The following is a 13,769-nucleotide window of genomic DNA, read 5'->3' on the forward strand; positions in this document are numbered from 1 at the left end:
ACACTAACTTAGATAAGAAAGTTGCATTAGTGAGTTGAATCTACCGACACATTAAAAAGGAAAAAAGATTTGCCTCTTTAAATAATAAGCCTTATTTTTGCAGTCCAAATAAAAAATCCTATGCGGAAGTGGCGTAATTGGTAGCCGCACCAGACTTAGGATCTGGCGCCGAAAGGCGTGGGGGTTCGAGTCCCTTCTTCCGCACTTGAATCCTCCCGAAAACATCGGGAGGATTTTTTATATAAATGCGATAAACGCTTAACATTGAGTATGAACATTTCACACGAGAACATCGACGAAATCAACGCTGTCATCACGGTAGACCTCACCCCCGAGGATTACAACCCCCAAGTAGACAAAACCATTAAAGAACAAGCTAAAAAGGCAAAATTACCAGGGTTTCGTCCTGGGCTGGTACCCGTCTCGCACATCAGGCGTACCTATGGAAAGGCCCTGCTGCTTGAAGAGGTGAATAAGTTGGTCAGCGATAAAATCAATGATTATATTAGCGACAATAAACTGGAAATCCTGGGCCAACCGCTTCCAAAGGAGGATGATAAAACTGATTACAATTGGGATTTCCAAGATACGTTTTCCTTCAATTATGAAATTGGTTTAGCTCCTCAGTTTGAAGGGCCCTTAACAGAGAAATCAAAATTCACTGAATACATCATCAAGGCCGATAAGGAAACCTTGGATTCACGCATCAAAAATCTCCGTCGCAGCTATGGCAAGATGACCAATCCTGAAGTGTCTGAGGACGGAGATGTGCTATACGGTGAATTGAAACAGATGGACGCCGAAGGGAAGGATTTGGAAGGGGGCATTGTCAATACAGCTTCGGTCCGCTCGGATCTGGTGGAAGATAAGAAAATCAAGAAATCGCTCGTCGGCCTTAAAGCAGATGATGAAGTGACCATCGATGTAAAAAAAGCATTCAAAGATGCCGATATCGCCCGTATCCTCGGCATCCAAGAGGATGAAGTGGCTGCATTGGACGCTACTTCATTTAAATTGACGGTAAAAAATGTAAACCGGCTTGAAGAAGCGGATCTGAACGAAGCGTTCTATAATAAGCTTTTCGGCGAGGGAGGGGTAAAAACAGAGGAGGAATTTACCGAAAAAGTCAGGGAAGAAGTAGAAAGCATGTTGGTGCAGCATGCAAACCAAAAACTACAAAACGATATTTATACGCAGGGCATGGAAGCCGTGAAGGTGGATTTCCCTGAAGCGTTTCTGAAAAGGTGGCTGAAAGCCACGAATCCGGACATCAAGGATAATGAATTGGAGGAGGGGTTCGCAGATTTCCTGAAAAACCTGAAATGGACCATCATCGAAAACCGGATCATCACCCAAAACGGACTCGAAGTGAAATACGAGGAAGTATTGGCATTGGCTAAGGAACGTATCGCCGCGCAGATCAAGATGTATAGCCCGGGGCAAGAGCCTAATGACCAGCAGTTGGCGCAATATGCCGTACAGCTACTTGGAGATAAAGAACAAGCGAACCGTCTATTTGATGAAGTGAAAGCACTGAAAGTGTTTGATTACCTCAAAGGAGTTGTGAAACTGGAGCAAAAGGAAATCGAATACGACAAGTTTTTGGAGTTGAAGTAGATTAGATTGCTTTCAAAACCTCATAGGTTTGTGCTCATGCTAACAGCTAGCGCGCAAACCTATGAGGTTTTTGTTTTACAGCAGCCCATACTCCGTGGCCAACTTAATAACCGAAATAATATTTTTGACTTCGAATTTTTCCATCAGTTTTTTGCGGTGACTTTCTACCGTGTGTGTACTGATGAATAGTTTATCTGCCACTTCCTGCGTGGTGAGGCCCTTGCCAATGTGTTGCAACACCTCACGTTCCCTACGGGTAATCAGTGGAACGGTATCAAGATGCGCCGCATCCGCATCGGCCATGACTTGTTGAGTTGCCGAGCAATAATAAGTGTGTCCGTTATAGACCCGGTGGATAGCCTCGATGATTTCCTCCCCGGGTGCGTTTTTGAGCACATACCCCTTTGCCCCATTTTTGATCATGCTCCTGATGACGGGACGTTCATTGTGCAGACTGAGCGCAACGATGGCGATTTCGGGATGTTTCTCTTTGATTTCCTTGCAAAGGTTTATACCGTTCACGTCTGGCAAGTTGATGTCCAGCAGTGCCACATCCACATCGATTTCGCCCAATTGCTCTAATACGGAATGCCCGTTACTAAAAAAACCGGTAGGATGTATATCTGCATGGCTGTCAAATAGGTTTTTAAGACCATCCATGATGATGGGGTGGTCGTCAATGACAATTACGTTTACCATAATGCTAAAATCAGGCTGCAAAATAACAGTTTAAAAGCAAATGTCAAAATTAACTAAACCCGCTGTCCCGTTGGCACCAAATGGGCTTGCTGGCATCTATCCATCCATTCCTGAAGGCGATTGACACCAATTCTTGGCGTATTGAACTCAATGTGCACAACATGCCTGCTCCACGAAGTGTCGAGGATGTAATATAATATGGAATAAGCATATTTCATATCTTCCGGGTGATTGTAGCTTATTGGGTTGTCTGGCATTTCCATGGCGTAGGCATGATATCGGCTATTTCCGATTGGACCGTCGGCGACAAGGGTGAGGGTTTCCCCTTGCTGCATATCACCCTCGAGATACTGCACGGTGTAGCATTTACGGGCACGCTGGGCTGGTGTGAGAATGACATTGCCTATGTCGGTGCTGGAAATATAAATAACCACTGCATCATCGTGCTCGCTTTCCTCAAAATTGCTATAAATATGCCGGATGATGTTGCCATCAGTATTTTCTACGTCATGTTCCCACTCATGCGTGTCGGGTATGCACAACTGGATTTCTTCATGATTGATGAGATACCATTTTGACCTTACATGTTGCAGAAACTTGGCAAGTCGTTGCCTTTTTTTATCCGAAACCCGTTTGTTGCTTAATAGGCCCGTGATATATTCAGCTGCCTGCTCACCTTTCATGCCATTAAGTCCATGTTCGCTACAGAATATCTTAAATTCCAGTTCATCTATGATATTCAAATAATGGCCGAGTAACGCCATTGCAATGAAGCCGAAGAACGTAATCCAGCCCCAACTAAATGTATCTGTCGTCATGAAATAACGTACGACAGCATACGTGCATATTACTAATAGGAGTTGTAGTCCGTATTTGAGCGCTTTATATCCATTCATTCAATCAAGAATAGTTGCTTCAATTATTTACGATGGGCAAATATAGGTGTTTGCTTAAAGCATGAAAATCCCGATTTTCAGGGATATTATGAAGCATATGGATTGCCTAACTTTGAAGCAGCGATAGGTTGTTGGTTGTAAACACATGATTGATTAACTATAGACCGTGTGGGTGGATCACTAGATGTAGGGGTGGTGTGCCCACCGGTTTATTAATATGGGTTACAGGACGATTATCAAATGATAATACGCGGTTTTTGGAGCGTATTATTTTATATCAATCAATTTATAATCAGGATATAAATTCGTTTATATATAAAACTAGTTTGAGTAATAATGTCAGTAGCCCTATCGTTATTAAGAGCGGTCTAAACGGATGTACTTGCCTTGGAATTGCTATTTCATATGCCGTCCAATTTGATAACTTTGCCATGCGGTTGCTCCAAATTGGAGCGGAAAGCGAATCACTAATAGCATAAAAACAGACTGATCACTGATAATTTTTGAATAGGATGACCGAAGAAATAAATCAAACGCTACCTGAGGCCTATACGGCCATCCAAGAGGCGACAAAGCAATCGGGGTTTACCATGGCTTCCGATATGCTTACCTGTTCCTTATTGCGCACACTGGCAGGAACCAAACCCTCGGGTGCTTTCCTGGAACTAGGAACAGGGACCGGACTATCTACCGCATGGATATTAGATGGCATGGACAAGGAAGCCAGGTTGATTTCAATCGACAACGAGCCTAAGTTTTTGGAAATAGCTCACAAGTACCTGAATACCGATAACCGGCTGAACTTAATTGCTGCCGATGGTGGGGAATGGATTGAAAGCAACAAGCAATTGCAGTTTGATTATATATTTGCAGATACCTGGCATGGGAAATATTTGTTACTGGATGAAGTGTTGTCCATGTTGAAAAAAGGTGGGCTTTACATCATTGACGACATGTTACCGCAACCCAATTGGCCCGAGGGACATGCGAAAAAAGCGCAACACCTGATTGGTTACCTGGAAAGTAAGGAAGATCTGTTCTTAACTAAGCAGGTATGGGCTACTGGAATAATCGTCGCCACAAAAAGATAAAGGGGTATTATAACGCAAACGCATCGAAAATAGAAGCACAAAGGCTCAGGATTTTTCATCCTGAGCCTTTGTGCTTTATACCTGCGCCCCATGTCTTAATTGACGTATACCGCCTCAAATTTTGCCATGGGGGCCATCCTTGCGCGAAATAATTGGAGGCTATCATTTTGAAGGTGGTAGCTGTCGGCCGATTCGAGCGCATGTATGAGTTCGTTCTCTATTTCAAGGCCTTCGCATGCCATTTGCGTTCTGATTATTTGGGAAAAGCGTATGCGGTTGGGGTCCTGCAATTCATAGGTGCCACCCATGCCATTGCATCCACCGGTACCTTCGAGCCGGCTCTCTTGCTCCGTTAGTCGGATAAAAGGCTCCTTTTGCGTTGAACCGGGTTTTACGGGTTTGCCACTGAGTTCTACCAGTTTCCAGTATTTCCCTGTGATTGTCTCTTCTGCCTTTTGCAAGACGTAATGTTCAGCTAAATCCCCCGTGATTCGGTTGCCCTCCATGTCGAGCTGGAATAACCTGTTTTCACCCACAAGGAATTTGCGGTTGTCTTCACTTAAGGTGATTTGACTGCCCGCATCGTTCCATGAAAAGGTGCCGGATTCCCAGTATACCGAATCGCCTTTTTCAAGATATCGGGTACTGAGCTTGTACGTACCATCATCTTTTAGTGAAATTGCTGTCTTGATGCCAGGGCAATCCGCGCAGGGGAGCACACCTTGGTAAGTGCCAGCCCAATCAATGGAGGTTTGGCTGTTGTCGCCACTTGGCACCGATTGTCCTCCGGTGGTCGACCGTTTGCTTTGGCAGGCCCCCAGTCCGACAATGGTCACTAGTAAAGTTCCTAATAACCATTTTGTGTTTACTGCTGTATACATACGTTTTTCTGTAAGCTATGTGGGAATAAAAGTACACAAAGTATATTAAAATTTTACAAATGTGACGGATTTTTTCCTTCATTGATGGCAACTCCTCATATTCTTCATAGCTTTGGATTATGCAAAAGAAAATATTACGATATGCATAATTACGATACCTTAAGCGTTCAGGAAGCAACGGTTTTACAGGTAGCGCTGCGCAAAAAACTGAATATTGCCGAACGGGAGATTCCTGTTCATACCATCGGTGGGGCAGATATTTCCTTGAACCTGTATAGTACCACCATCTATGCAGGGATTATCCTGCTTTCCTTTCCGGGACTGAAACCCGTTGGCTGGTCGCTTATCAAAGCGGAAACACAGTTTCCGTATGTGCCCGGCTACCTCGCTTTCCGTGAGGTACCAGCATTGATAGCGGCATGGGAACAGCTGTCCCGTAAACCCGATGTGTTGGTCGTGGATGGCCATGGGATAGCCCATCCCCGCCGGATGGGCATTGCCACCCATTTTGGCATCGAAACCGGGCAGGCCACCATGGGCTGTGCAAAAAAGATCCTTACAGGAACATATGAAGCGCCTAGTCTCATGCAAGGTAGCCATACACCCATTATGGCCGGTGCGGAGCAAATTGGCCATGCTTTCCGGAGCAAAAAGAATACGGCACCTGTTTTCATTTCCCCGGGACATCGGATTGGGATGGAAAACAGCCTACAGCTTATCAAGCAGTGTACCGGGAAGTACCGGATTCCGGAGCCTACACGATTGGCCCATGAGCTGGTGAACCGGTTCAGGAGAGGAGAAATGCCGGAAGGTTATCATGATTCCTTCTAGGATAAGGTTATCCGCATGCCGCATGATTTTCCCAGCACTAATTAATAAATACGTAGCATATTCATGAATCCAATAGATACAACGAAATACCACAGCTTCATTTTCCGTGACCTTACAATAGGTGGACTTTCTGAAAGTCTGATCGCAAGGCATGCTGCAAATGGCGGATTTGCGAATACGCATGCAATAAACCATGTGTATGCTGAAACCATTACATTGGAACAGGCGACTTTCACCTGCCAAATGGACGAAAACAGTTTGGCTACGGTTCATGTGCTACAGGAACCTGACCAATTGGTGGTTTCCAGTGATGTTCTTGGTGAGCCGGATAGGTTAAATGCCGCTGAAGCACAAGTGCTGTCGGCCCTGTTGAGAAAGGAAGATTTGCGTGTGTTTTTTGACACTGGGCTGCGGCATCAAAAATTGGTAAAGGTTGCCGCTGACTATGGCGTGGAACACGAGCCGGATCTGGACCGCTATTTCATGCTGAACTTTTCGGATGGGCGATTAGCCGTTGCTCCTAGGATACCGGGTATGTTTCCTTTAACAAACGAGAAGTTAATAGCCCTAGGGAAAGAATTGGGCCTTGGGGAATACCTTGCGAGTTCGATGCCGCCCTTGGAACCAGAAGGGACGATTGTGGTTGTTCGCCGCCACAAATATTACAAGTACTTGACGGTGGAACTCTATGGCGCAGGTAGAACAAACGCGGGCAAATTGAAAAATCCACTCACTTCCCTGCCACCGCTGGATTTTATATGGACGGAGCATGATGCGGAAGAAGTAAAGTTTTATACCGCTGTCGCTAAATTTCAACAACATGCGGAAAGAAAGCGAACGGAAGCTGATCTGTCTGCTCTTCGCATCATTGTGCAAAATGCCTGTGGTTACGAATTTTATATGCACGACGATGCCATCGCAGAGAAAGTGTCTGCTAATACCCTCATACCTATTAATACAGCTGTGCTTCACAACGCCATACGCCTATCCATCAGTTCAACGGGGCCGTTTCACGCGTTGGATGGGGCCATGCTGATCGGTGAAAAGCAACACCCACTCCATGCACTGAAGCTGAAGTTTGATTATTTCTTGCTGGTGGAAAATACCCTATACTTGGTGGATAACCTGATGGTGCTGGCCGTTATCGAGCTGTTTAGGGAAGGGCAAGAACGACTCCTTATCCATGCCAGTAAATACCGTGATTTTCGCTTGAACGTGTTGGACAAACTGGAGGAACACATCCAGATTGACTACCTTGATGTAAAACCTGCCAGTCCTAAGCAACTGAAAGAAGCTGGGTTCGACGTCGGCCCGGAAAAATTGATATACCTGTCGGATTTCGGGAACCACGTGATGATCATCCCTGTAATCCGTTATGGGGAGGCCGAGATTGCGATCCGCACGGAAAAGCAGGTGAAGGCCATCGACGCCAAGGGCAGTGAATTTTCGGTAGCTCGTAATGAGGTTCTGGAGCGGGAATTCATCGCATTGCTGTTGAAGCAGCATCCTTATTTATCCGAGCAGCTCGAAAACCAACTGTATTATTTTTACCTGCACAAAAAGCATTTTCTGGATGAAGCATGGTTCCTGCCCGCGTTCGATACCTGGCGCACCGCAGGGATTACCGTTTTCGGATTCAATGAACTGAGCGGAAATAGGCTAAATCCCAATCCGGTGAATGTGGATATTAAGGTAATCAGCGGTTTGAATTGGTTCAACGCCGTTCATCAGGTGCGCTTTGGGAAGAAGAAAGCAACGCTGAAAAAGATACAGGCGGCCCTACGCAATAAAAGCAAGTATGTCGAGCTGGATGACGGCACGTTGGGCATCCTTCCGCAGGAATGGATCGATAAGTTTTCGAAATACTTCCAAGCCGGCGAGGTAATCGATGAAGAAACCATCCGTATACCTAAGACGAATTTCGAAACGCTCACCGTTCTGTATGAGAAGGCCATGCTGGATGAATCGGTAGTGAGCGAAGTGCAGCAATACCGTGATCGATTGGCTGATTTTGAATCCATATCTGCTGTACCTGTGCCTGAAGGACTGCATACCACCTTGCGGCCATACCAGCAACAGGGACTGAATTGGCTGAATTTCCTCGATGATTTCAATTTCGGGGGATGTTTGGCCGATGAAATGGGGTTGGGTAAAACGATACAGATCATAGCATTTATTTTATCCCAATGGAGCAAGACAGCACATAATACCAACCTCATTGTGGTTCCGGCGACTTTGGTATTCAACTGGCAGCATGAGTTAGCGGCTTTTGCGCCTTCGCTAAACGTATTGACCCTTTATGGCCCCAATCGTGTGAAGACGACCATCGATTTTGGCCGTTATGAGGTAATCCTGACTTCATATACGACGTTATTGTCCGATATCCGTTTCCTGAAAAAATACGATTTCAACTATATTTTTCTGGACGAATCCCAAAACATCAAAAACCCCGATTCACAGCGCTACAAGGCTGTGCGGTTGCTGCAATCGCGCAATAGGATTGCCATTAGCGGCACCCCATTTGAAAACAATTCTTTTGATCTATACGGACAGTTGTCTTTCGCCTGCCCCGGATTACTGGGCAATAAGCGCTATTTCGGGGATGTGTATGCCAAGCCCATCGATCAGTTTAAAAATCAGCGGCGCAGACTAGAATTACAAAACAAAATAAAACCCTTTATCCTTAGGCGAACCAAGGAACAGGTGGCCGCAGACTTGCCCGAAAAAGTGTCGATGGTATTGTATTGTGAAATGGGGGAAGAGCAGCGTAAAATTTATGATGCCTATGAACGGGAGTTTCGCGATTACCTTTCGGCCATTTCCGGCGATGAACTGGATAGAAGCCCAATGAATGTATTGCGTGGGTTGACCCGTTTGCGGCAAATCTGCAATTCACCTGCCTTGTTGCCGGATGGTATGCTCAATACTGCAGTTTCGGCAAAAATAGCGATGCTCAAGGAGCAGATTGCCGATAAGGCCCCACACCATAAACTGCTTATCTTTTCTCAGTTCGTGTCCATGCTGGACTTGCTCCGGCAGGAAATTGATGTCATGGGAATCCGGCAGGTATGGCTCTCCGGAAGCACCCGCAACCGCAAAGAAGTGGTCAACGCCTTCCAAGAAGATGATGATGTACGGGTGTTCCTGATTAGCCTCAAGGCAGGGGGTACCGGACTTAACCTTACCGCTGCCGAGTATGTTTACCTAGTGGATCCTTGGTGGAACCCTGCTGCCGAGAATCAAGCGATTGACCGTACACATCGCATTGGTCAAGATAAGAAGGTGGTCGCTGTACGACTCATCACACCCAATACCGTTGAGGAAAAGATTGCTGTATTACAGGAAACCAAAAGTGTATTGGCCGGCGGATTGGTGCAAGCCGATGATTCGTTTTTCAAATCGTTGGAAAAAGAAGACTTGATGGGGTTACTACACCCGCTTTAGCGGTACGCTTTAATTTATTTAGAGTCTGTCCATAAAGTCAGTGTCTTGGATAGAATGTTCGTCAACAAGCGTAACGCAGTTGGCGGACATTATAGATAGACACTATTTATCACTGAAAACCGCTATTTCCAATCTTTAGGATTTATCATAGCTTTGGCAACGAAATCCCTTTTTGGAAATGCGCATCAACATCGTGCCTTCGGTTATTTTTTTGTGCGGCATCACGCTTTTAACAGCCTGCCAACAGCGGCGTAAGGTAGAACCATCATTTTATTATTGGAAAACGACCTACCGAGGAGATAGCACGGAGCAGCAGTACTTGAAGGAGACGCATGCGAAACGCCTCTTCGTACGCATCATGGACATCGACAACCAAGGTGCAAATGGCGAGGCCATACCGGTTTCTCCCATCATGTTTAAGGAACCATTACCGGACTCGGTGGCCTTAGTGCCGGTGGTCTTCATTGTGAACAATGTCCTGAAAAATCAATCCAATCCGCAGCTTGACGACTTGGCCCAGAAAATCTATCATTATGTAGAAAGGAAGGTGAAGCAGTCTGGAAAGCTATACTTCAGTGAGTTACAAATCGATTGCGATTGGACAGATGGCACTAAAGAAGCTTATTTTTACCTACTGGAATGCCTTCGTGAACGCATGGATGAAGCCGTTATGCTGTCATCCACCCTGCGTCTGCATCAAGTGCGTAATTTACGAAGCAGCGGCGTTCCGCCGGTAGACCGGGTATTGCTCATGTGCTACAACATGGGTAACCTGCGTAAATACGGTTCGCATAATTCCATCCTTGATATGCAAGAAATGGAACTTTACCTCAGCGAATACTTAGCAAACTACCCTTTACCTTTGGATGTGGCATTGCCGCTCTTCAACTGGTCGGTGGTATTCCGGGATGAGCAATATGCTGGGATATCCAAAAAGCTCGACGCAGCCTCATTGAACGATTCGACATTATTTTCACCACTTCAAGAACCGATGTTGTACCGCTTGGAAAAGCCAATGCCTCAAGCAGGACTAAGGGTAGGCGATGTCATCAGACGCGAGGAAACCCGTATCGCCGACTTAACCATTGCTGCCGATTTTTTATCCCGATATTTACCAAATAACAACTTTACCTTAGTATTCTACCATTTGGATGCGGGGACGCTAACACCTTTTTCACATGAAGCTTTACAGGAGATTATTACTTGCTTTTAGCTTATTCTTATTGGCATATTTTGCCGAACTGGCCATCAATATAGCCTGTGGTCCGGAACCGGATCCGTATGATTATTATGTGTCGTACTTCCACGATAATACGGCTGGTGAAGGCTATGTGCCATTTACGTTTACGGAATTACGTTTTCTCTATGATGATGAAGAACCCGAAAGCGAGGCGCAAATCAATTGTAGGGAGTGGGCAGATTACTTAGCTAAAGGGGTGGCCCCAGAAGACGTGTATCAGGTAATGTATCGTACCGATTCGGCAACGGATACCGTGATCAAGGGTTTTCTAAATCGCGAAATTTCCACCCTGCCCGACAGCCTGTCGGCTAATACCTACCTCCAGGCGCTGGCCAGGCAGGAAAAGGCCCGTGATTATTTCAATTTTGCCAAAGCGGTGGAGCCCTTCGCGGTCACTGAATACGACCATTACAGCGCCTGGAATCCGGAACCAGTGGATACCGCCAGCATGGCTACATTGGCCGAACGCGCACTCCAACAACTACCAAGTGTGAAGCGCGATAAATTTTTGACCTTGCGTTATGCCTACCAGGCGGCACGTATGTACCATTATTCCGCTGATTACGAAAAATGTTTGGAAGTTTGCAGTACACGTATCGAAGCCGTAAAAAATAAGAGCGCAGTGAAAGGTTGGGCACAAGCCTTGCAAGCGGGGGCTACACGCAGATTGGGTGAACCCGCATTGGCGGCCTACCGTTTTTCGAAGGTGTTTGCCAGCAATCCAGAGCGCAGGGTGCAAGCTTATAAAAATTTCCATTACATCAAGGTGGACTTGCAGGAAGTACTCACGCTAACCCGATCAAAGGAGGAAGAGGCTGTAGTATGGGCCATTGATGGGTTTACCCATACGGATTTCAATATGCAAGCATTGGCGAAGGTCTATGCCCTCGCACCACAGAGCCCAATGGTCGGGTCGCTATTAACAAGGGAAATCAACAAATTGGAGTCGCGGATAAATGAGGCGCCTTATGACCGGATTTGGGGCTGGTGGGGATTTTATGCAGACAGTGATTCCTTGAAGCAGTTGGCAATGGACCAAGCACAGACCCTGTCGAAGTTTGTATTGCAGCTGGCAAATGATAAACGATATCCGGAGCCTCAACTTGGTACAATCGCTGCGGCCTACCTTGCCTGGTTGCAACATGAAGATGAAGATGCGCATAACCTGCTGGCCGGATTGAATCTGGACCAGATGCCGGAACGGTTATCCGACCAGGCGCGCATCATCGAGTTGCTGATACAGGCTAGGGCCATTCAATTGGGCAAGCAAATGGACGAACAGGAAATGGTTCCCGCGCTGAAATGGTTGGACGGGAAGCGCACCGCCGAAATGAAGGCTGTGCTGGAACATGACACCTGGACCTATTACCATCCGTATGGCGTACGAGACAGCCGGTTTTCACGTACAGCCCGAAACCTATACCAATCGGTGCTTGCCCCGCATTATATGCAATTGGGTGATACCGCAGCTGCCGCACTGATGATGGTCAAGGGTGGATACAAACCCCATGGAGAAAACCCCTCATTGTTCAAAAATATAGCTTATAATGGGCTGGTGTTCTGGCAACAATCAATACAGCCTAATGCATTGGTTCAATTGGGTGAATGGAAAAAAAAGGGCTCGAAGAGGCCGCTGATCGATTACATTGCGGCAGCCCTGGAAACGCTCGCCCCCAATGATTATTTTGAGTTATTGGGGACAGCCTATTTACGTGAGCATGATTATGCCAACGCGTTGAAGGCATTCGAGCAGTTGCCACGGGATTTTCAGTTCTTCGCAGCGACCAATTGGTACGGTACTGATGAGGAAGATACCTTGCATGCCGACCTTTTTATCAGCCCCATCAAGGATTACCCCAAAACATATGGCAAGGAAGTGTTGAACAAAAGACAATTTGCGCAGCGCATGCTGGACCTGCAGCAACGCATTGAATCTGATCCGGAGCGGGCCGCCACATATTACTTCGAAATGGCCAATGGTGTTTACCAAACCGGTACGTTCGGTAACTCGTGGTACCTGATCAGCTACCAATGGAGCAGTGCCGATAATTACCTGAAAAGCCCTTACACCTACGCGGGCGACTACCTGGAAGCCCGCCAGGCAGCAATATGGTACGAAAAAGCTCGGGAATTGAGCAGAGACGATGAGTTCAAAGCCAAGTGTACATTCATGTTGTCCAAATGCGAACAAAAGCTATTTGGATATGCCAGCACGTCTGAATATTACAGAAACAGTTGGGGTGCAGGATCAGATCCTTTTTGGCTATTTAGCATGGAAAACCGTTATTTCAAAGAGCTGGGTGAAGCGTATCGGCATACGAGTTTCTATAAGCGTGCTATAGGGGAGTGTAGTTACCTCGCAGATTTTATGGTACGTGCTAACGGTACAGAACCGGCCATGTAAAACCCAGTTTGATGGTTATTATGATTGTTTGTGAGGAAAAGAAGTTTCGGTGTTTAGGGCTTGATCCAACCGGGACTCGGCATACTGGGTTTTGCTGCTGATTATAGGTTTCCGCCACCGAATCCATAGGAAATAACTGTAATAGGCGAGGATCGCGGCAAGTATACCCGTGAAGAAACCGCCTACCACCAAGGAAGCGAATACCATTTTGCCTGCATTCCAGATGATGAGCGCAAAATCCCAACTGATACTTTTCGGAAAGGCAAAATCAAGTTGGATACCTAAGAGCCTTTTGCCCAACCAATAATTGAAATAAAAAATAGGAATACCTGTCACCGCATTGGTGTTAAACACAGCCATGCAGGCCGCAGTTTTGTTGACCTTGAACCAAGCTGCCAAAAAAAATGCCACAAATACTTGAAAACCAGGTATGGGAACCATGCCAATGAACGACCCCAAGGCAAAGCCCTTTGCAATGTATTGCGGCGTTCCTTTTAGGGAAAACAATTTCTCCTTGAGCTTTCTAGCAAAATGCTTGACTGAATACCTACGGTTACTCATCATGGTTATTGGTATAAGCCCGGCATTCAAATGGTTATGGGCCTACTTCGTATGTATTTTTTTATGACGGAAGCAAATATAATAAGCTATTTCATAAATTGATGT

Annotated in this window: 10 protein-coding genes and 1 tRNA gene; 7 read left to right on the forward strand and 4 right to left on the reverse strand. The window is 46.1% G+C overall.

Going from position 1 to position 13,769, the window contains the following annotated elements:
- Window positions 1–122 precede the first annotated feature (122 nt).
- Window positions 123–204, forward strand: a tRNA-Leu gene (locus tag NF543_RS23970).
- Between the two features lie 66 nt (window positions 205–270).
- Window positions 271–1,617: a trigger factor gene (gene tig, locus NF543_RS23975; RefSeq protein ID WP_257670707.1), complete on the forward strand. Its 1,347-nt coding sequence runs from the start codon at window positions 271–273 to the stop codon at window positions 1,615–1,617.
- A 75-nt stretch (window positions 1,618–1,692) separates the two neighbouring features.
- On the opposite strand, the gene NF543_RS23980 is transcribed toward tig, so the two are convergent.
- Both NF543_RS23980 and NF543_RS23985 read right to left on the reverse strand, forming a co-directional pair.
- Window positions 1,693–2,316, reverse strand: a complete 624-nt coding sequence (locus NF543_RS23980) for a response regulator (protein ID WP_257670706.1) — start codon at window positions 2,314–2,316, stop codon at window positions 1,693–1,695.
- A 53-nt stretch (window positions 2,317–2,369) separates the two neighbouring features.
- Window positions 2,370–3,212, reverse strand: a complete 843-nt coding sequence (locus NF543_RS23985) for a hypothetical protein (protein ID WP_257670705.1) — start codon at window positions 3,210–3,212, stop codon at window positions 2,370–2,372.
- A gap of 512 nt (window positions 3,213–3,724) precedes the next feature.
- Here NF543_RS23985 and NF543_RS23990 point away from each other — a divergent pair.
- Window positions 3,725–4,303 carry an O-methyltransferase gene (locus tag NF543_RS23990; protein ID WP_257670704.1) on the forward strand — a complete coding sequence of 193 codons (579 nt, stop codon included), beginning with the start codon at window positions 3,725–3,727 and terminating at the stop codon, window positions 4,301–4,303.
- Window positions 4,304–4,398: 95 nt separating this feature from the next.
- On the opposite strand, the gene NF543_RS23995 is transcribed toward NF543_RS23990, so the two are convergent.
- Window positions 4,399–5,184, reverse strand: a complete 786-nt coding sequence (locus NF543_RS23995) for a copper resistance protein NlpE N-terminal domain-containing protein (protein ID WP_257670703.1) — start codon at window positions 5,182–5,184, stop codon at window positions 4,399–4,401.
- A gap of 141 nt (window positions 5,185–5,325) precedes the next feature.
- Here NF543_RS23995 and nfi point away from each other — a divergent pair, with 141 nt between their 5' ends.
- The 4 genes from nfi to NF543_RS24015 all read left to right on the forward strand — a co-directional run bounded on the left by nfi (window position 5,326) and on the right by NF543_RS24015 (window position 13,103).
- A complete protein-coding gene (gene nfi / locus NF543_RS24000) occupies window positions 5,326–6,015 on the forward strand; it encodes a deoxyribonuclease V (RefSeq protein WP_257670702.1) in 690 nt (229 codons plus the stop codon).
- Window positions 6,016–6,078: 63 nt separating this feature from the next.
- The gene (locus NF543_RS24005; RefSeq protein ID WP_257670701.1) at window positions 6,079–9,459 is read left to right on the forward strand and encodes a DEAD/DEAH box helicase; all 3,381 of its coding nucleotides are present in this window, start codon (window positions 6,079–6,081) and stop codon (window positions 9,457–9,459) included.
- A 178-nt stretch (window positions 9,460–9,637) separates the two neighbouring features.
- The gene (locus tag NF543_RS24010; RefSeq protein ID WP_257670700.1) at window positions 9,638–10,672 is read left to right on the forward strand and encodes a hypothetical protein; all 1,035 of its coding nucleotides are present in this window, start codon (window positions 9,638–9,640) and stop codon (window positions 10,670–10,672) included.
- On the forward strand, window positions 10,638–13,103 hold the full coding sequence (locus tag NF543_RS24015; RefSeq protein ID WP_257670699.1) for a hypothetical protein: 2,466 nt from the start codon (window positions 10,638–10,640) through the stop codon (window positions 13,101–13,103). Before NF543_RS24010 ends, NF543_RS24015 begins: the two co-directional genes overlap by 35 nt.
- Before the next feature lie 18 nt (window positions 13,104–13,121).
- Here the strand turns inward: NF543_RS24015 and NF543_RS24020 are convergent, their stop codons facing one another.
- Window positions 13,122–13,667 (reverse strand): DUF2062 domain-containing protein, encoded by a 546-nt coding sequence (locus tag NF543_RS24020; protein WP_257670698.1) that lies wholly within the window; start codon window positions 13,665–13,667, stop codon window positions 13,122–13,124.
- Window positions 13,668–13,769 lie beyond the last annotated feature (102 nt).

Source organism: Parapedobacter tibetensis (assembly GCF_024704835.1).
Classification (GTDB): Bacteria; Bacteroidota; Bacteroidia; order Sphingobacteriales; family Sphingobacteriaceae; genus Parapedobacter; species Parapedobacter tibetensis.

Bases quoted from the DNA above. Each gene is read 5' to 3' on its own strand.
- NF543_RS23995 (WP_257670703.1), bottom strand. From the start codon at position 5,184: ATGTATACAGCAGTAAACACAAAATGGTTATTAGGAACTTTACTAGTG.
- NF543_RS24005 (WP_257670701.1), top strand. From the start codon at position 6,079: ATGAATCCAATAGATACAACGAAATACCACAGCTTCATTTTCCGTGAC.
- NF543_RS23980 (WP_257670706.1), bottom strand. From the start codon at position 2,316: ATGGTAAACGTAATTGTCATTGACGACCACCCCATCATCATGGATGGT.
- NF543_RS23985 (WP_257670705.1), bottom strand. From the start codon at position 3,212: ATGAATGGATATAAAGCGCTCAAATACGGACTACAACTCCTATTAGTA.
- NF543_RS24020 (WP_257670698.1), bottom strand. From the start codon at position 13,667: ATGATGAGTAACCGTAGGTATTCAGTCAAGCATTTTGCTAGAAAGCTC.
- nfi (WP_257670702.1), top strand. From the start codon at position 5,326: ATGCATAATTACGATACCTTAAGCGTTCAGGAAGCAACGGTTTTACAG.
- tig (WP_257670707.1), top strand. From the start codon at position 271: ATGAACATTTCACACGAGAACATCGACGAAATCAACGCTGTCATCACG.
- NF543_RS23990 (WP_257670704.1), top strand. From the start codon at position 3,725: ATGACCGAAGAAATAAATCAAACGCTACCTGAGGCCTATACGGCCATC.
- NF543_RS24015 (WP_257670699.1), top strand. From the start codon at position 10,638: ATGAAGCTTTACAGGAGATTATTACTTGCTTTTAGCTTATTCTTATTG.
- NF543_RS24010 (WP_257670700.1), top strand. From the start codon at position 9,638: ATGCGCATCAACATCGTGCCTTCGGTTATTTTTTTGTGCGGCATCACG.